Source organism: Bacillus marinisedimentorum (assembly GCF_001644195.2).
Classification (GTDB): domain Bacteria; phylum Bacillota; class Bacilli; order Bacillales; family Bacillaceae_O; genus Bacillus_BL; species Bacillus_BL marinisedimentorum.
Genome location: NZ_LWBL02000026.1, coordinates 131,081 through 149,256, shown reverse-complemented (window position 1 = coordinate 149,256; position 18,176 = coordinate 131,081). Strand labels below are relative to the sequence as shown.

Sequence of the window (18,176 nt, the reverse complement as noted above, 5' to 3'; positions counted from 1 at the left end):
GGATTGTGCCAAAGAGGTGAGAGGAATTACACTGTTCAGTTTATCGGTGTTCTTTTTTGTTGTAAAATGGCTAAAATTGAATTTTCAAGGCTTCTCATAGTTCTAAAATTGATTTTTTCCTAAGTCATTTTTCCATTTTGAAGTATAGATTTAAGAGGAAAATGGAATTTTTAGTAGCAGCCTGATTTTTTTAAAATTAAATGAATGGCGGATACATACTACATACATTAAGGAGAGCTAAATTCAATATTTTATTAAGCATGTTAAGGGAACAACCATAAGCACACTGGCATTTTTTGTTTTACTGGTTATATACGGAATGGTGCTTGAAAGAAGATTCGATTTTTTGTCATTGCCTTTTATTTTTATATTTGCCTTTCCAATTTTTCTTTTTCATTGCCAACCCTCTTACTTACATAGTACGTTCCTTGCTAAGAAGAACGACATGTCAATACCATATCTTGCTTCTTTTTATCATGATGCTCATCTCATTTCTTTTTCTATACCAAATGGCAGCTGTTTATTCAAACCTTGTTACTGTTGCCGGGCAAGATTATCTCTTTGTTATTCTCTTTTGCTTTATAACCGCATTCCCTTCGATATTTGGCATTTGAAACTGCCAACAACTGATGTGGCAACATGATTACAACAGACAGAAAATACCTCATGACGAAAAGCCATAACGAATTACCATTATGGCTTTTCACTGCATATCTACTTATATTTCATTTCTCCACTTTCGCCCGTGCAGGATCTTGTTGCCGTGAATCCCTCCAATCTGGCTTAAGTTTTGAAAAGTCGACTGAGAATTCAGGTTCTTGAAGAAAATCATAGTAGGCTTTACGTTCCGGTGCTTTAAAGTGGGTTAATAGAGAGGTTGAGGTAAGACGGGAATCGAATGCTCCTGTTACATACGCTTTGCAGCTGCTCCAGGGGTAGTCTTCTGCATTTTTCACAAGACCTGCTTCTACCGGATTCAGGTGAATGTATTTTGAAGTCGCCAGCTTATCGTCAATACTTGTAATCTGTGTTGCAAAATAAGGACCCTGGAATACATGCCCGCTTGATTCATGAGTACGATTGAAATAGACGGCATATCGGTGGTTGAGTTTTTGCATGATTGGACCGAGAGGCGTCTCATCAACTTCAATCAGCAGGTGAACATGATTGGTCATCAAACAGTAGGCATGAAGTTCGAAAGGGAATACCTGGCGTGTATCATGGAGGAGGTTAAAGTACTTAAGGCGGTCGCGGTCGTGAAAAAAAATGGGAGCACGCCGGCTCCCTCTGGAGACAACGTGATACAGGGCACCCGGAAACCAGCCAATCCGGTTTCGAGGCATGTTTCACGCTCCTTCAAATATGGTGGAGGGTCATAGGTGGGTGATCGTGCTGTTATAAAATATTTTATCCTGATTTTGAATATTAGTAAAATGAAGATTCCTTCATATCTTCCGGTTTAGTGCCAGTTGTGTAGGTGGGATTTGTAAAAAACGATGAACTTTAAAATTTAGAGGAACAAAAAATGCCTGGCAATTGCGAGGCAATTGCCAGGCATTTCGCAGCCCTCAAAAAGTGCTTTCCATGGCATTCACTACCGGACGCCGCCCGATCGAATAGTATTCGACCGGATGCTTTGCCGCTTCCTCAAGGGAATGGCAGTTGCGGCCGTCAAAGATGACCGGTTTCTTCATAAGCGCGGTATAGTCATCAAAAGGGATATCCTTGATTTCATCCCACTCGGTAACAAGGAAAGCCATATCCGCATTCTGTAAAGCTTCTTCTCCGTTCTTTGCATATTTTATTCGATTGCCCAGAATTGCTTTTGTTTTCTGCAGGGCAGCTGGATCATAGGCTGTGACTTCCACCCCTTCAAACAACAGCATATTAATGAGAACGATGGAAGCTGCTTCACGAATGTCATCGGTGTTTGGCTTGAAGGAAAGGCCAAGAACCGCCGCCTTTTTCCCCTTCAAATTTTCGAATCGTCCCTTTGCTTTATCAAACAAAACGGACTGCTGCTTGTTATTCACTTTGATGACAGACTCAAGCAACTCAAATTTATGATCGGTATTGCCGGCAATTTGAACAAGTGCACGCGTATCCTTCGGGAAACAGGAACCGCCGTATCCGATCCCTGCCCGTAAAAACTGATCTCCAATCCGCTTATCCATTCCCATCCCGGCCGCTACAGCTTCTATATCAGCACCAAGCTTCTCAGAGATGCTCGCAATCTCATTGATAAAACTGACTTTGGCAGCCAGAAAAGCATTTGATGCATACTTGATCATTTCTGCACTTCGTACATCTGTTTTTAAAAAAGGTATTCCGAACGGTTCGTTAATTGAAATCACAATTTCCGCAGCCCGCTCAGATTCTGAACCGATGATAATCCGCTCCCCATTGAACATATCGTGCACCGCCGAGCCTTCCCGCAAAAACTCAGGATTGGAGACAACATCCGCCTTTAAGCCACGAACCATCAAATGTCCATTGACCAGATCGCCGACTCTCTCATTCGTTCCAACAGGAACAGTACTTTTTACAACAACGATAACATCTTTCACAACAGATTTGGCAATACGTTCCGCTGCACTGCTCACATAAGATAAATCCGCCGAACCATCGGCGGCTTGCGGTGTCGGGACTGCAATATAAATGACCTCTGCCTGCCGGTATGCTTCTTCGGGAAGATCAGTAAAGGTGAGCCTGCCACTCGAAATATTCTTTTTCAGCAATTGTGGTAAATCAGGTTCATAAATCGGCGAGTTCCCCTGCTTCAACTGATTTAACTTTGCACGATCGATATCATAACAGGTCACATCATGACCGATTTCAGCAAGGCAAACACCGGTTACCAGACCTACATAACCTGTGCCGGCAATTGCAATACGCATTGATCTCCCTCCTATTCTAAAGATATCAGTACCTGGCGATTACTTTTCCATTATCTTATTATAATTGTTACTGTCCTGCTGTTAAACCAGTTTGCAGTTATTGTAAAATTATGGAGTGTGATTGGTGAACGAATAGCAAACATAAAAAAAACAGCCGCCCGGATGGACGGCTGGCAATCTTACCTCGAGAAATGCAAGGTGGATTTCAAAGGGTTTTGGGTTTGGATAGGGTGGAATTTCCGATTCTGGTGAGGGCCTCATCTGGCAAGGGAGTACCATTTGCCCTCGGGTAGAGTGTAGTTGGATAAAAAAGTCTTACGAAACCTGATTATTCAATTGTTCAGTAAAGGGATGGACCCGTTCGGTATTTTCAGCAACCTGCTGGGATAATGCATCCATCTTCTTTTCCATCATCTCGATTTCGGCCCTCGTGACAGAATCAGATTTCAGCCTCTTCACATCGCTGTATACCTCGGCTAACCTGCGCAGCAGCTCTTCCATATAACGGTCCCGCAATCGTTAACCTCCTTTCCTCTAAGATAAACCAATCATACAGGAATAGATTCAAATTGAAAAAAAGCAAAAATTCAATTTTACAGTGGTTTTAAGGGGTAAAAATTGAATTTTCTCCTGGGAAAAATTAAATTTTTCAGAAGTAAAACGGCCTTAAAATTCAATTTTACATGTTTGGCAAAAAAAAAAATTGCCTGGCAATTGCCAGGCAGTATTCCCCGGATTATTTCCCCGATTCTCCTTGCTTCCGCTTCCTCCGTCTCATAATCATCCAGACGGCCGCGCCAATAATCGCCAGCAAAATGAGCACCGGTGAGAAGCCTACAAGTGCAACGAATATCCAGCTTGCGAAAGCACTCAGTCCATTAAGTGTAGTGATAAACGTATCCTTTGTTTTATCCCAGGTGTTTAGTTCTTCCCTATCCTGCAGTTTTGGGCTGTAGGATTCAGAAACATTCATCGTAATGCTTGCATACTCGATTCGGTTATCGAGATATTTCATGCGTCCTTGAAGCTGTTCAATTTCCTCTTGGATACGGCCAAGATCGTTTGAAATTTTCAGCAAGTCTTCAGTTTTTTGGGCTTCTTCCATAAACGCCAAAAGCCTTTCTTCAACGGCCTTCTTGGCTTTCAGACGAGACTCCAGATCCACATACTCCTCTGTCACATCCTGCCCCCGAACATTTCGGTTATTAACTTCTTTGCTGTTTTCTTCAACATAAACCATGAAATCCTGAAAATGTTTGGAAGGAACTCGGACAGACAGGTGTGCTCCCCTATGTTCTTCGGATTCCTTGTAAACTGCGGATTCAACCATATAGCCGCCCAGCTCAGCGGTTTTCTTTTCAACTAACGGCAAAAAGTCATCCAGCGTTTCAACTTCAAGCGACAAATCGCCTTCATATGCAACCTTCCGCTCAGATTGCACCTTATCTTCAACAGTAGATGCCGCATCCCCTGCTCCTGCTTCCCCACTGATTTCCTGCTCGCTCTCCTCCTTGGTTGCCATTTCATTTTTCGAGACATTATCTTCTGTTACAACCGATTCTTCATTGCCGCCGCTGCATGCTGCCGTAAATATGAGGATAACCGTTCCCATCACAGCAAAGACCCATTTAAACCGTTTCATATTGACCCGCCTTTCCTGGCTATTTCTTTATTTATCGATTAGACGATTTTGCCATCAGATTTGTTACGGCTTCCCGATTCAGTATCTCTGTTTTTCAGCTCACCAGTTCCACCCTTTCGAATAATTTAGTAATAAAACGATGAAAAGGTGGCATTCAAATGGATGGAAAGTTTATCGATGCAATCCAAAAACAAGTAAAAGAAATCGAACAGCAATTTCAATCTCTTGAAAAACACATGTCTCAATTCGAAAATAACATGAAAAACCTTGAAAGTGACATCATTAAAAGGCTGGGCGGACAGTAAGAATGATAAAATGCCTGGCAATTGCCTGGGAAGTCCCAGGCAATTGCCAGGCATTATTTGCAACTAAGTCTAACCCCTTTTTAATTCGGGTAGAGTAGGATTAAACAGGTTTTGGAGGTGTGGACTGAATGAGAAATTCGTTATCAAACAAAGCTGCGGGCATCTCGATTCTTGCCGGTGCAGCCCTTGTTGCGATATCAACCCTGCTGCATCCGCCGGTGGTTGACCCGTGGGACGGTTCCCATGCCCTTCACGATATCAATAATTCTTACCTGAGATGGATGTTTGATCACAGCATCATGCTTGCCGGGATTTTTTTATGGCTTCTTGGTCTATCCAGTGCAGAGTTCTATTTAAAAGAATCGTACATGGGCGCACGAAACGCAGCGCGGCTATTTATATCCTCCCTGTCCATATGGACCGTTGTTTTAGCGGCTGAACTGGTCACATTGCCGATTATCGCCTCCGCGGCTGAAGATAGCCCCGATTCGCTGGCCTTTATTCTGTATCGTGCTATTTTCGGTCTTGGACTATTGAGCGGATATTTTGCCATTGCTTTAATATGGATTGGCTCATCTTTATTAAGCAAATCCATGGAGGCTGAATTCAAAACTGGCTCACTGTTCACGAAAGCAGGGTGGGTTTCAGGATGGGCTGGTGCAGCTGGAATCATTGTTTCGGTTATGATGCCAGAAGCTGCTTTCTTTATTCTTCCTATCACTTCCGGACCGCCCTTTTTGTGGACTTGCTTCCTTGGGTGGAATATGGTAAATAAACCCATTATTGATTAATTTTTGAATGTATCGGGTAAAGATAAATGTCCTATACACCACGAAAGGAGGTACATGAACATGGACGATCACTTAAAAGCCCTTGGAATAAAAAGTGTCATGACCATTGCAATATTGTACCTTGTACTGGGTGTCTTTTACGGGATAAGCTTCGGAAACATCCTGCTCTTGACTGTAATTCTAGGTTCTGTTGCCTATTTTATTGGTGATTTACTTATATTCCCCAAGACAAACAACCTGGTAGCGACATTGTCGGATTTCGGTTTGACCTTTTTGCTCATCTGGCTGTTGGCTGGAATGACAATTGAAAATGCCTTGATGGCAGCAGTTGTTTCTTCACTGGCACTTGCAGCCGGAGAGTGGTTCTTCCACAAATATATGGAAGATAAAGTACTTGAAGAACCTGACCGCCATTTGTATAACGTGTAGATAAATGGAATGTAGCTGCCTGGCAATTGCCTGGGAAGTCCCAGGCAATTGCCAGGCATTATTTGCAACTAGCCCCACCCCACACAAAAACCCGGCATTATCGCCGGGTTTTTCAATGCTCGCTGCATATAGTTAAACAGTATTAAACCAGGTTCAATACCGCATTTTTAATGTCCTGCAGTTTCTGCTCACTGCCTTCAAGTGTTTCAGCATTCACACCAAAATAAAACTTAATCTTTGGTTCTGTGCCTGATGGGCGCAGGCAGAACCAGGATCCATCTTCGAGGAAATACTTCAGCACATTGGACTTCGGTAAATCAATGTCGTTCTTATTACCGGTATCCAGTTCAGTCCGCTCGCTCTTTTGATAATCTTCCATCGCTGCCACTTTCAGTCCTGCCGCTTCTGCAGGAGGCTGGCTGCGGAACTGGTCCATCATGCCGGCAATTTTTTCGGCGCCCTCTTTTCCTTTCAGGGTCATCGAATGAAGCGTCTCCTGATAGTATCCATACTTATCAAAGATATCCAGCAGCCCATCGTAAAGCGACTTTCCTTGAGACTTATAATAAGCAGCCGTTTCGGCGGCCATCAATGCAGCCTGGACAGCATCTTTGTCACGGACAAAATCACCAATCAGGTACCCATAGCTTTCTTCATAACCAAACTGGAATTCATATTCCCCTGTTTGCTCATATTCTTTAATTTTTTCACCGATAAACTTAAAGCCTGTGAGTGTGTCTTCGGTTGCAATCCCATACTCCCTGGCAATGACCCGGCCGATTTCCGAAGTAACAATCGTCTTAAATACGATTCCGTTTTCCGGAAGTACGCCGTTCGCCTTCCGCTGGGAAAGCAAATACTCCAGCATAAGAGCCCCGGTCTGGTTACCGGTAAGCACAACATATTCCCCGTCCGGATTCTTTACAGCTACTCCAAGACGGTCAGCATCCGGATCAGTGGCCAGCAAAATATCTGCGTCGATTTCCTTGCCGTACTTAATCGCAATTTCGAAGGCAGCATGCTCCTCAGGATTTGGAGACTTAACGGTTGAAAAGTCGGCATCCGGCAATTCTTGCTCTTTCACCACGGCAACATTCATAAATCCGAAAGCTTCTAGCGCGCTCCGCACCGGTTTATTGGCCGTACCGTGAAGCGGTGAGAATACTATTTTCAAATCACTGCCTTGTTTCTTGATCATTTCCGGATTCACACGGATTCCTTTCAACTCTTCAAGGTAAGCATCATCGACTTCTTTACCAATCACCTCGAGCAAGCCTGAGTCTTTCAAATCCATTTCATCGGCAACTTCAATCAGCAGCTCATCCTCAACCTTATTCACCTTTTCAACAAGCTCCCCGGCTTCTTTGGGAGGAAGCTGGCCGCCATCATCACCGTACACCTTAAAACCGTTATATTCCGGCGGGTTATGGCTTGCCGTCAACACAATCCCTGCTGCTCCATTTAAGTGCCTGACCGCAAAGGAAAGTGTCGGTGTCGGGCGCAATTCATCAAAAACGTATGCTTTTATCCCATGCCGGCCAAGCGTCCGGGCAGCTTCCATCGCGAACTCCGGTGATTTGTGGCGTGAATCATAAGCGATCACAACACCGCGGCTTTTATAATCATTGCCGGTCTCTTCAAGATAATTGGCAAGCCCTTCTGAAGCTTTCCGCACAGTATAAATATTCATCCGGTTCGTACCGGCGCCGATTTCTCCGCGCATGCCGCCTGTTCCGAATTCAAGCTCTTTGTAAAAACTGTCTTCCATCTTCTTTTCGTCGCCAGCCATTTCATCCATCTGCTGCCGTATTTCCGGCTCCAATTCCGCGAAGTTATTCCAGCGGTCAAATTCAGTTTTCCAATCCATATACGCTCCCCCTATGATGTTTTATCTTTATAAATGAGAAACAATTACCTCCAGCTCACCATGAATCACGAAATCCCCAAGTCCATAAGGCAATATAAAATGGTCACCTTTTTTGAGTCCGGATGCCTCACCGGCATCATTCGTAAGTTGTCCTTCGCCAGCTATCACACTTCCAAGCATAAAAAGTTTGTCCTGGCTGAGCTTCAGTTCAGTTTTCACTTCCCATTTATATACTGTAAAAAACTCGCTGTTCACAAGAGTTGTCACATTTCCGCCAGCCATTTGATTTACCGACAGATCATTCTCTCCATCGACATGCGGAACTGTCGTTACATCAATCGCTTTAGCCAGGTGGAGCTCCCGTTTCTGCCCATCTGCACCCACACGGTCATAATCATAAACACGATAAGTCGTATCAGAGCTTTGCTGGGTTTCAAGCACGAGCGTACCTTCACCAAGAGCATGAATCGTTCCGCTTGGCACATAAAAGAAATCACCTGGCTTGATCTTCACACGCCGAAGCAAGTCACCCCACTGTCCGTTTTCAATCATTTCCTCAAGCTCTCGGCGTGTTCTGGCATGGTGCCCATAAATCAATTCGGCATCATCTTTGCAATCAATGATATACCAGCACTCCGTCTTGCCAAGCTCACCATTTTCATGTTCCTTTGCATATGTATCATCCGGGTGAACCTGAACGGAAAGATCTTTATTTGCATCAAGAATCTTCGTTAAAAGCGGAAAAACTTCACCTGAAGCATTTCCAAACACCTCGTGCCGGTATGTTTTCCACAGTTCTCCAAGAGACGCCCCTTCATGCTGGCCATTCCGGACAGTACTCTGCCCGTTTGGATGCGCCGAGATCGCCCAAGCTTCCCCGGTTTCATCCGAAGGAATGGAATACCCGAACTCATCCCTTAATGTCGTTCCACCCCAGATTCGTTCCTTAAATACTGGATTCAAAAAAATCGGCTGTTTGCCCAAAGATGCCTCACTCCCAAACTCTTTTGTTCACTAATCAGGTTATCCACTAAAACTATACTTCATTATGAAGAAATTTTCTCCCATAAACAATGAACGTTCGATTAAATAAAAGAAAGCCGGACAGCACCGGCCGGATATATGTTTTATTTTAACATATATGGGTAGTACCGGCTTTCTCTTCATGTTCAGATATTTCCGGCGCTCCTTCTATAAAATCCAGCAATTGATTGACGAACAAATCTCTCTCATCAGCCACCTCAATGGCAAATTCATTTTCAAATTTCTGCATTCCTTGTGTCAGTTCCCTGATATCCAGCTCTCGAAGCTCGCATCCAGCAGGGCCGCATAATGATATGCCTGCCAGTCCTTCAGAATAAGATTCAGATGCGCAGTAAATCCCCAGACCTCCCAGGGCACCAAGGTAGCTTACAGCAAAGTTCAAAGCAGCCGGTTCCTCTATTGACTTAAATAAATACGTTTTTATCCCATGCTTCCCAAGTGTACGAGCAGCTTCAACGGCAAGCGCCGGGGACTCTTTATGCCGATCATAAGCGATGACAATACCGTTTGATGCTGAAACCTTTTCTTTTATTTCTATTGATTTAGAATATAATGCAATACTCTTCGACAGCTTTCGAATGGTATATTTATTCAACCGGTTTGGTCCGGGACCAAAGTACCCATCAATTCCATTTCTTTTGATTTTTAGTGAGCCAGAAAAACAGTCAATGAGCTCTTCTGGCCGGTTTTCTATTTCTTCAAGCTGTTTTATCATGGTTTGATCAGTTTTGCTGTTCTGTTTCCAATTCTGATAGCTCTTCTTCCACCCCATATTTTTAACCTCCTTTCTAAAAACTCATCTGTGGAATCACCTCTCATTGCAAGAGGACAAAAAATCAATTTTCCTGCAGCTGTGTAAACTCATAAAGCATCATCGAAGCATACAGCTGAATTAAATCCTTCAAGTCCCTTGGGTTTTTTCCAGTAAGCCGGTGAATCTTTTCCAACCGGTAGCGCAATGTGTTGCGATGGATAAACACAGCTTCAGATGCACCTTTCTGATCGCCGTTTTCATTTACGTAAGCTTTAAATGTCTCTCGAAGCTCACCTGTTTTATCACCCATCACAATTTGATGATAAGGAGTGATAAGATCTTCATACTCCTGCTTGTCTGATGCATCTCCCAGTAATGTGAAATAAGAAAGGCTTTCATACGTATATACGTTTTTCTCGGGATACAGTATTTTACCGGCCTTTAAAGTCATCATGGCAGCTTTATATGATTCAGAAGCATGATCAATACTATTAAACCGCCTGCCGATGCCGCCTTTTACCGTTACTTCGAATTCTTCTTCAATTCCAGCTATCATTGTTTCGATATCAAACTGGGCAACATTTAAAAAATCATCCTTTTCAGACATCGGAATATGCTTTAGCACGACAACCACATTTGGCAGCGGTGAAGCTACCAGGTCTTTAGCGGATAGGTTGCGATACAATGAAGCGGTAATTTTCTTTGCGGCAGTTTGCTTTTTGTCTGATTCACCCTGTAACGGGAGCACCTCGAATACGGCCGCAATCCTGCCGTCATTCAAGTCTATTTTCAGCTGCCTTGCCTTGTTCCAGGTGACGGCCGGCGTATCTGTCCCAAAAATCAATTCCTGTAAAACTTCTTCCCTCAGCCTCCGTTCCATCTCGGACTGTTTTTCTTGAGAGACTTCCAGCAGGGCCGCCTCTAATGCTACTTTGATCATCATGGCAAAACGAGATACCTTATGCGGATAACCTTCAAGCTTGATGAACCCCACTTTTTCATTATTAAATTCGATCGGCAATGTTGTGTATGTTTTGTTTTTCTCCGTTATGTAAGATTTCTGGGAGGCCTCTTTTATTTGGTCGAGAAGATCGGCCGGCTGATTGACTTTTGCATTGTCGCTGGCTGCGATTATTTTTCCCGTAGAGTCGATGATTTCGATGTCATGCTCAATGATTCTCGAAGTTTCGGAAACGAGATTCTGGGCCAGCTTCTCGGTTAGTATCACCACTTTCACAATTTCCCCCTTCTTTATGAAATAGACAGGGAGCATGGCAGCTCCCTGCAGCGTGATTTCTACAATAGGAGACTAAGGTGAAGAAACATGGAGTGTTTAGTTTGAGGTTATGGAGAGGGGCAGAGGGCTTCAGGGTTGCAAAGAAGCTTTTGGTTCCAGGAATTGAACACGATCCGCGACAACTTCGGTTACATAAATCATCCTTCCTTCATTATTTTCATATTTGCGTGATTGGATTCTTCCAGTCACACCGACAAGAGACCCTTTCTTGCAATAATTGGCTGTGTTCTCGGCTGAATTATGCCATACATTGCAATTGACGAAATCCGCTTCATATTCCCCGTTTCGACTTTTGAAATTTCGATTTACAGCAAGAGTGAAATTGGAAACCGCTTTACCTTCTGCTGTATAGCGGAGTTCCGGGTCTTTTGTCATCCTTCCGACAAGGATAATTTGATTGATCAATTTAACACCTTCCTTTTTTAAAAAGCTAGCACATGTTGCAAGACTATTTTCTTATTAATAGTAAAAAATTAGTAGAAACCACGCTAATTAGTAGTATATAGTTATCTGATAATTGTGTAAATAATTTTTCGGAAAATTTTACAAAAACTGACGAATTGCTTGTAAAACGACTGAATACCTCCTATTATTTACAATGATTTGACAAAGTTATGACTTTATAACTATTTTTTCCGATTCTTTTGATATAATGTAACTTGATGGAATTTCTTGTATTATAATTTAATTTAGAATATAAGTTTGCGGAGGAATATGATGGTTTTTGATGGAATAATTCTATCTCTGCTTATCGGTTTTTTTAGAGGCGGGAATTTGAAAGGCATTGCAGATCTTAAACTAAAATTCGGATGGGTTTTCCCTGTCTTGCTTGGTGTACAGCTTATAATATATTTTACGCAGAACTCATTTGAGTGGATAGCTAACTTTAGTTCTGTTTCATTTATGCTCGTATACATTGTCGGATTGTATTTCCTATGGGTTAACCGTTCTTATGAAGGTTTTGGAATTTTATTTATTGGTGTCTTTTTAAATTTTATTGTTATGTTGGTGAATGGAGGACGTATGCCTGTTTCAGTTGAAGCGGCTGCAGTTTTGGATCCACATTATATAGATGCTTTAAAGAACGGCCTATATGCCAAGCATACAATTTTGAATAATACTACAAACCTTGGTTTTCTTGGTGATATTATTGCACTTCAACCACCGTACCCTCGTAGCCAGGTTATTAGTATTGGTGATATCATCATGAACATCGGAGCATTTATTTTTTTACAGCATCTCATGTTAAAACATAATCATAAACGAGAAATTAGACATGTGTAATATTTAAGGAGGTGATATAATGAACAAGAAATCTGTTTTAATTAACCTAGTCATCATCGCATCTGTAATAATTTCTCTTACTTCTGGTTTCCGAGTGGGACCATAAGTAATCCATTTATGGGGAGGGGTTTTTTAAAGACCCCTTCCCATTCGGCTTTGGAGGGTTTTTTATGAATTTGGCTTCTTTCAAAACTAAGATAAACTTCTTTAATTTGTATGCCAATTCTATAATTATTGGCGGCATCTTACTTCTTCTTTTAAATATTGACTATAATATCCCCACACATAGCGAATGGGTCCGTATTTACTTTTTCATAGGATCAATACTCGTCTTAAGTCACTGGACTATTCGGTTGCCTCCTTCAGGTGCATACTTTTCTATGGATTCTTCTATATATCTTGCAGCACTCTTACTTTATGGTTTAAGTTACTCTTTATACTTACTAATCTTTTCTAGCATAATTATAGCTTTTATTAATAAGGGTTTTACTACCAAAATGCATCTTATGAATCTATCAGTGTACTCTATCGCAATCGTTCTTGCCTATAAAGCATTTTTGTTGACTGGCTCTTCAATTGGGCCTTTTGATAATTCAATGTTTTATTCTTATATGGTAGCACTTGCGGTTTATTTCTTAGTAAACACGGCGCTGGTAATGGCATATTATTCTTTGTTAAAATCCGAGCCTTTTTTCACATTTTACTTGAACGTATTAAAAGAATCGCTAGCAAGTTATATAACTACTCTACTCCTATCAATAATATTAATGATTTTAGTTCACACACATCATATTTTCGGATTGTTCTTATACTCAAGCATCGGCATGCTGGTAGCCGTAACATTCAAACAACATTTTAAGCTTTTTGAAGAGGTTTCGAAAAAAGCTATTAAAGATTATTTAACCGGCTTATACAACCATGGATACTTTGAAGAGGAACTCGAAAAAATATTCAAAAATACAAAATCCAGCAATAAACCACTTACATTAGCTATGTTTGATATGGATGATTTCAAAAAATACAATGATACGCATGGTCATTACAAAGGAGACCAATTATTAGAGTTTGTTGCTAAAAAGGTGAAAGAAGAAGTAACAAACGAAGAGTGGATTGTTGCCCGTTATGGCGGTGAAGAATTTGCAATACTAATGCCTGACACACTTCAGGACGATGCCTTGGTTTTCATGAACAAATTGAGGAAAAAAATTAACGACACTTATTTTGAAGGCGCAGAAATTTTCCCCTTTGGCTGTATCAGTTTTTCAGTCGGTGTAGCTGAGTTTCAAGAAGGAATGCATGATAAATCACAGTTGATTGATCAGGCAGACGAAGCAATGTATCTGGCAAAAGCAAAAGGTAAAAACCAGGTACTGGCATTTAATGAGGATACTGGGCAACTTATAATAAGTGATATGGAAAAGGAAATTAACGAACTTGAGCAGCCACTAAGTTTCTTCTTAGCAAAAGACGTAAATACGTATAAGCACAGTAAACGTGTTTTTAAATATGCGGTTGAATTCAGCAGTAGATTACATCTGAATCCGTACGAAAAGCAAACCCTAATACTTGGGGCCCTAATTCATGATATCGGAAAAATAGAAATCCCTCGTACTATTCTTCAAAAGAAGGGTAAATTGACGTCTGAAGAGTGGGAAATTGTAAAAAAACATGTAACTTGGGGAAAGGACTTAATCGAACAACATAAACACTTAAAACATTTATCTCCTCTTGTTGAATTACATCATGAACGCTATGACGGTAAAGGGTATCCCTATGGACTCAAAGGAAAAGATACACCCAGGCTCGCCCGTATTCTAAGCGTAATCGACGCTTTTGATGCAATGACAACGGAAAGACCTTATCAAGCTACCAAGTCGTTCGAGGAGGCTTTTACAGAATTAAGAAACTGCAGCGGGACACAGTTTGATCCTGTACTTGTAGAACCTTTTATTGAAATGATTAAAGATAGTTACCTTGAAAGACAGTACAATTGCACTGACACTTTAAAAAATGCATAAGTATATAAGACAAAACACTTATTACTGGTTGTGTTTCCCTTAAATATTTCCTATTATTAAAAGGAAGCACTTTGACAAGATCTTACATAAATCGTCGAAACGGCAAAACTATTGAAAAATGGTGACGCAAAGCTAAAGGGGCTTCATGATGACTATTGTGATCATATGCCAGCCAGCTGCCGAAACGGCCTTCTTCGGTTTATGATGAGGGAGGATAAGAAAGATGGAAGATTCATGGCTGACGCCAAAGCGGAAGAAACAGCTATTCTACAGCTTTATTGTGTTGGGAGCGGTTATTCTCGGGACTGTCGTTTCAGTTGCTGCCAATGCTGCCCTTTGATCCGCCTTTTCATGGGGCGGCTTTTCTTTTGCCTTATTATCACACCGTCTTAACACAAACACAAGACCGTACTGGTACTTTTGTGCAAAGCTATAACCAGTTTTATCGAACTGTACAAAAAAAGAAGCAGCATGCAAGCTGCTCTTTGTTAGTAGTAATATAGTGCTTTATGGCCGATTGGTTATTTGATAAGGGACCTTACCGATGAGAAATGTAGTTGTCCCCTCACCGCTCTGTTTGATTAATCCTACTTTAAATGGTACCTGACCATATTGTTCGATTACTTCTTTAACCGGACCATCTCCAGCTGGCTCGCAAAAAATAAGGTTGCATCCTTCAAGGTATACTTGAGTGCACGCTGCACCCAATTCAGCAGAGTGGAAGCTTCCACTTACCTCTAAGCCGAATAAAGACTGATATTCTGCCAATGCAGCCTGTTGGTCAGAGACCGCAATATAGATCGCCTGAAGATGAATTTTTTCATTTTTCATTTCTTGCAGGCGTTCAAGTCGCTTTTCGTCAGATTCGCCCCATTCAATAAAAAATGGGTACGGACAAACAGAATTTTCATTTTCATTCTCGATAAACAGCATGCTCCATTTCAGCAGCTCCCCGTTTTCCTGAAGCCGGCTGCCAGGAAGGGGGCCTTTTGTTTTTATGCCTTTCGCTTCAAACTTTCTGGCTTCCTGGTTGATATCATCTGTTCTCATCGCAAAAGTTAGAAGGTGATCTCCTTTGTGCTGCTCACCAGCCACTTGCTGAATTAATCTATTATCCTGCTCTGCTTCTGTTCGGCGCGAATCACGGATTCCAATCCACTCAATATATGGCAGGCCGAAAAAAGCCAGTGTGTTATACGTTCCCCATGGTTCATGCTCGCCGCCAAAAAACGCCCGAATCCCATACCGGCCGGCTTCCTCCATCGATTGCACCGGGTCTATTGAAAAATGGACAAGATGATCAAATTTCATGAATTAATTACCGCCCCTCTCCCAAGTTATCTTCCCTGATAACTTCGAGTTAAATATTGTGCAACCTGCCAAAATTTCAAATTCTGCGGCACAAAAAATGCCTGGCAATTGCCAGGCAATCAAGAGGACACTGCATACAGTCTCACACTTCCCTTTCCTTCCCAGAAGGATGAAGGGAAGGCAGAAAGCTTGCAAATCCGCTTCGCTTTTTCTTGAAATAAAGAGTGTGCACCAGGAGAGAGGCAGCGATCACGCCGATTGTATCTTTTACAAAATCATTGATTGTGGCCGATCGGTAAGGGACGAAGGCCTGATGGATTTCGTCAATTAAACCGTAACTCATGGCGATAAAAGCCAGGACAATTTCGGCTTTAAACGTAAGCTTATTAAAAGTCAGATAGGCCAGTGCCAATAGAACGTATAGGATACCGAACTCAATCAAGTGAGCAGCTTCATAAATAATTCCCAGTTCCAAAACAGGCGTTCCATCGCCCTCCTGGCCGAATACTGGAATGGATACATACTTAAATATTTCTGCTAAATTAATGCCCGCCGTGTCTCCAGGATTAAATTTGGCGGACATCCGCCAAATCATTCCCATGTAAAGGATAGGGAGCAGCCGAATAAACCACTTTGTCATTTGAATCGTCCCTTTTCTTAATATTGCCTGGCAATTGCCTCGCAATTGCCAGGCAACCTTCACCAAACCTAAACCCTCACCCCAAAAAATTTTGTCCAATCGCCTAAACGGACTCCCTCTGCTTTAAATCCGGCTTAGGCTCTATCCCCGTTTCAAATTTACCAGAGAATTTTTCCATGATAGGATAGAAAAAACCAATCACCGGGCCGCTCAGGAATACAACGACGATGGTCCCGAGCCAGATCGGTCCGTCGACAAGCCATGCCAGGATTAAGAACATGAGCGATAACACCATTTTCGCCATCCACATCTTCATGTTAAACATTTCCCTCAGCATCAGCATCGATTCGTCGAGGGGCATCGGCGCAAATCGCGATTGTAAATACGTGGAGATGCCAAAGCCGACGATGACGACACCAGCCAGAAAAACGAACCACTGTCCCATCATTTCTTCAGGCTGCCATGTATGCCCGTAGACGAGAAGCCAAAAGTCAATGCCCGCCCCTGTCAGAAAAGCCGTCATCAAGGCAAGCAGGTTCAACCTTTTCTTCATGACGATTGCATTTATACCAATTAATCCGAGACCGACAAGGAACTCCCAGCTCCCTGGAGTCAGTCCCACCATTTGTGACATGCCGACAAGCAATGCGTCAAAAGGAGACGTGCCTACTCCTGCCACAATGGTTGATGCGATACCGAGTGTAAGGATTAAAAGTCCGATTCCGTAAAACGAAAACCGGACCACTTTTGTATTGCCCATTTCAATCATCCCACTTCTGTTTGTTATGCTTAGATGTGATTTTACCAACTTTCACCGGCTATGTCTTTGGTTTTAAACCAAATGTAATATAAAAATCCGCCTGTTTCCGGCTGATGCTGCCAGCCTGCGCGGCGGATTTCTGTCGTCACTTTTCACTCCTGCCTTAGATGCTCTTTCACCTTCTCTGAAACAGACTCCCGCTCCTCGTCAGGAACGATATAGTACCAGATCCCATCAATTGTCTCACCGTGGCCGTCGATTTCAAATGACTTCATATTTTTGCGTGACTCTGCATAATGCTTTTGAAGATCTTTCATTTCGTCGAATGTTAAATTCGTTTTCACATTGCCGCCAAGCACTTCCATGATTTCACCAAAGTTCATCACACCCGACAGGCTGGCACCTTTTTTTATGATACCCTGGATCACTTGGCGCTGGCGCTCGTTCCGGCCCATGTCGCCGCGCGGATCCTGTTTTCTCATCCTTACATATCCCAGTGCTTCATCGCCTGTTTCGAGGGTGATTTCACCTTTTTCATACGTATGGCCTTTTTTATAATAACCCGTATCGGTCCACTTGATTTTGTTATCAACCGTCACACCGTCAACGGCTTCCACAATATCATGGAAACCTTCCATATTAACCTTTACATAATAATCAATGGGGATATCGAGAAAATTCTCGACTGTATCAACTGACATATCCACACCGCCGAAAGCATAGGCATGGTTTATTTTGTCCTGGCTGTTTTTACCGACAATTTTCGTCCTTGTATCACGCGGGATGTTAAACATCATCATCGAGTTTTTCTGCGGATTGACAGTCAATACGATCATCGTATCCGATCGGCCCCTGTCACCGGCACGTTCATCTACGCCAAGGAGCAGAACCGATATAGGATCCTTTTGTTCAACAACCACGTCTTCCGCTCGTTTATCGGATTTCTCCTTTTTCAATGGTTCATGCATATCTCCGGCTGTATCCGCTACTTTATCATACAAATAGTATGCATATCCGCCTGCTGCCAGAATAAAAATGAGCAGCATCCCCCCAATCCAGTAGAGCCACCTCTTTTTCTTGTTTCTGCCGCGTTCACTGCGTGTTTTCGCCATATTATTCTTCCTCTGCAAATAGATT

17 protein-coding genes, 1 pseudogene and 1 riboswitch are annotated in these 18,176 nt (G+C 42.4%); of the genes and pseudogenes, 5 read left to right on the top strand and 13 right to left on the bottom strand.

Annotation, left to right across the window (positions count from 1 at the left end; all coding sequences use genetic code 11):
* Positions 1 to 725 precede the first annotated feature (725 nt).
* From A4U59_RS08265 to A4U59_RS08250, 4 genes are all read right to left on the bottom strand, one after another.
* The gene (locus tag A4U59_RS08265; protein WP_066172827.1) at positions 726 to 1,343 is read right to left on the bottom strand and encodes a transposase; all 618 of its coding nucleotides are present in this window, start codon (positions 1,341 to 1,343) and stop codon (positions 726 to 728) included.
* Positions 1,344 to 1,568: 225 nt separating this feature from the next.
* The gene (locus A4U59_RS08260) at positions 1,569 to 2,897 is read right to left on the bottom strand and encodes a UDP-glucose dehydrogenase family protein (protein ID WP_066172824.1); all 1,329 of its coding nucleotides are present in this window, start codon (positions 2,895 to 2,897) and stop codon (positions 1,569 to 1,571) included.
* Positions 2,898 to 3,212: 315 nt separating this feature from the next.
* Positions 3,213 to 3,413: a hypothetical protein gene (locus A4U59_RS08255; RefSeq protein ID WP_066172822.1), complete on the bottom strand. Its 201-nt coding sequence runs from the start codon at positions 3,411 to 3,413 to the stop codon at positions 3,213 to 3,215.
* 220 nt (positions 3,414 to 3,633) lie between these two features.
* On the bottom strand, positions 3,634 to 4,539 hold the full coding sequence (locus A4U59_RS08250) for a DUF4349 domain-containing protein (protein ID WP_066172820.1): 906 nt from the start codon (positions 4,537 to 4,539) through the stop codon (positions 3,634 to 3,636).
* 158 nt (positions 4,540 to 4,697) lie between these two features.
* On the opposite strand from A4U59_RS08250, the gene A4U59_RS21320 reads away from it, so the two are divergent.
* The 3 genes from A4U59_RS21320 (at position 4,698) to A4U59_RS08240 (ending at position 6,064) form a co-directional block, all read left to right on the top strand.
* Positions 4,698 to 4,844 carry a hypothetical protein gene (locus A4U59_RS21320; protein ID WP_157888153.1) on the top strand — a complete coding sequence of 49 codons (147 nt, stop codon included), beginning with the start codon at positions 4,698 to 4,700 and terminating at the stop codon, positions 4,842 to 4,844.
* Between the two features lie 128 nt (positions 4,845 to 4,972).
* Positions 4,973 to 5,635 carry a hypothetical protein gene (locus A4U59_RS08245; RefSeq protein ID WP_066172819.1) on the top strand — a complete coding sequence of 221 codons (663 nt, stop codon included), beginning with the start codon at positions 4,973 to 4,975 and terminating at the stop codon, positions 5,633 to 5,635.
* A gap of 60 nt (positions 5,636 to 5,695) precedes the next feature.
* Positions 5,696 to 6,064: a YndM family protein gene (locus A4U59_RS08240; RefSeq protein WP_106406309.1), complete on the top strand. Its 369-nt coding sequence runs from the start codon at positions 5,696 to 5,698 to the stop codon at positions 6,062 to 6,064.
* 142 nt (positions 6,065 to 6,206) lie between these two features.
* Here the strand turns inward: A4U59_RS08240 and A4U59_RS08235 are convergent, their stop codons facing one another.
* From A4U59_RS08235 to ssb, 5 genes and pseudogenes are all read right to left on the bottom strand, one after another.
* On the bottom strand, positions 6,207 to 7,931 hold the full coding sequence (locus A4U59_RS08235; protein WP_066172816.1) for a phospho-sugar mutase: 1,725 nt from the start codon (positions 7,929 to 7,931) through the stop codon (positions 6,207 to 6,209).
* Positions 7,932 to 7,958: 27 nt separating this feature from the next.
* Positions 7,959 to 8,915, bottom strand: a complete 957-nt coding sequence (gene manA, locus A4U59_RS08230) for a mannose-6-phosphate isomerase, class I (RefSeq protein ID WP_066172814.1) — start codon at positions 8,913 to 8,915, stop codon at positions 7,959 to 7,961.
* Between the two features lie 148 nt (positions 8,916 to 9,063).
* Complete coding sequence (locus A4U59_RS08225) at positions 9,064 to 9,747, bottom strand: hypothetical protein (RefSeq protein WP_066172811.1); 684 nt, start codon at positions 9,745 to 9,747, stop codon at positions 9,064 to 9,066.
* 64 nt (positions 9,748 to 9,811) lie between these two features.
* Positions 9,812 to 10,966 (bottom strand): sugar diacid recognition domain-containing protein, encoded by a 1,155-nt coding sequence (locus A4U59_RS08220; RefSeq protein ID WP_169823935.1) that lies wholly within the window; start codon positions 10,964 to 10,966, stop codon positions 9,812 to 9,814.
* Positions 10,967 to 11,113: 147 nt separating this feature from the next.
* Positions 11,114 to 11,431 (bottom strand): annotated as a pseudogene (gene ssb, locus A4U59_RS08215) (single-stranded DNA-binding protein); the annotation flags it as partial.
* A 312-nt stretch (positions 11,432 to 11,743) separates the two neighbouring features.
* Here ssb and A4U59_RS08210 point away from each other — a divergent pair.
* Both A4U59_RS08210 and A4U59_RS08205 read left to right on the top strand, forming a co-directional pair.
* On the top strand, positions 11,744 to 12,310 hold the full coding sequence (locus A4U59_RS08210) for a DUF5317 domain-containing protein (RefSeq protein WP_066172805.1): 567 nt from the start codon (positions 11,744 to 11,746) through the stop codon (positions 12,308 to 12,310).
* A gap of 170 nt (positions 12,311 to 12,480) precedes the next feature.
* Complete coding sequence (locus tag A4U59_RS08205; protein WP_066172803.1) at positions 12,481 to 14,328, top strand: diguanylate cyclase; 1,848 nt, start codon at positions 12,481 to 12,483, stop codon at positions 14,326 to 14,328.
* 91 nt (positions 14,329 to 14,419) lie between these two features.
* A riboswitch (cyclic di-GMP riboswitch) is annotated at positions 14,420 to 14,512 on the top strand.
* A gap of 323 nt (positions 14,513 to 14,835) precedes the next feature.
* Here A4U59_RS08205 and A4U59_RS08200 read toward each other — a convergent pair.
* From A4U59_RS08200 to tagU, 4 genes are all read right to left on the bottom strand, one after another.
* Positions 14,836 to 15,639, bottom strand: a complete 804-nt coding sequence (locus A4U59_RS08200) for a VOC family protein (RefSeq protein WP_066172802.1) — start codon at positions 15,637 to 15,639, stop codon at positions 14,836 to 14,838.
* A gap of 142 nt (positions 15,640 to 15,781) precedes the next feature.
* The gene (locus A4U59_RS08195; RefSeq protein WP_083270750.1) at positions 15,782 to 16,279 is read right to left on the bottom strand and encodes a VanZ family protein; all 498 of its coding nucleotides are present in this window, start codon (positions 16,277 to 16,279) and stop codon (positions 15,782 to 15,784) included.
* A 103-nt stretch (positions 16,280 to 16,382) separates the two neighbouring features.
* Positions 16,383 to 17,039: a YczE/YyaS/YitT family protein gene (locus A4U59_RS08190; protein ID WP_066172801.1), complete on the bottom strand. Its 657-nt coding sequence runs from the start codon at positions 17,037 to 17,039 to the stop codon at positions 16,383 to 16,385.
* 152 nt (positions 17,040 to 17,191) lie between these two features.
* Positions 17,192 to 18,151 carry a polyisoprenyl-teichoic acid--peptidoglycan teichoic acid transferase TagU gene (gene tagU / locus A4U59_RS08185; RefSeq protein WP_066172798.1) on the bottom strand — a complete coding sequence of 320 codons (960 nt, stop codon included), beginning with the start codon at positions 18,149 to 18,151 and terminating at the stop codon, positions 17,192 to 17,194.
* Between the last annotated feature and the right edge of the window lie 25 nt (positions 18,152 to 18,176).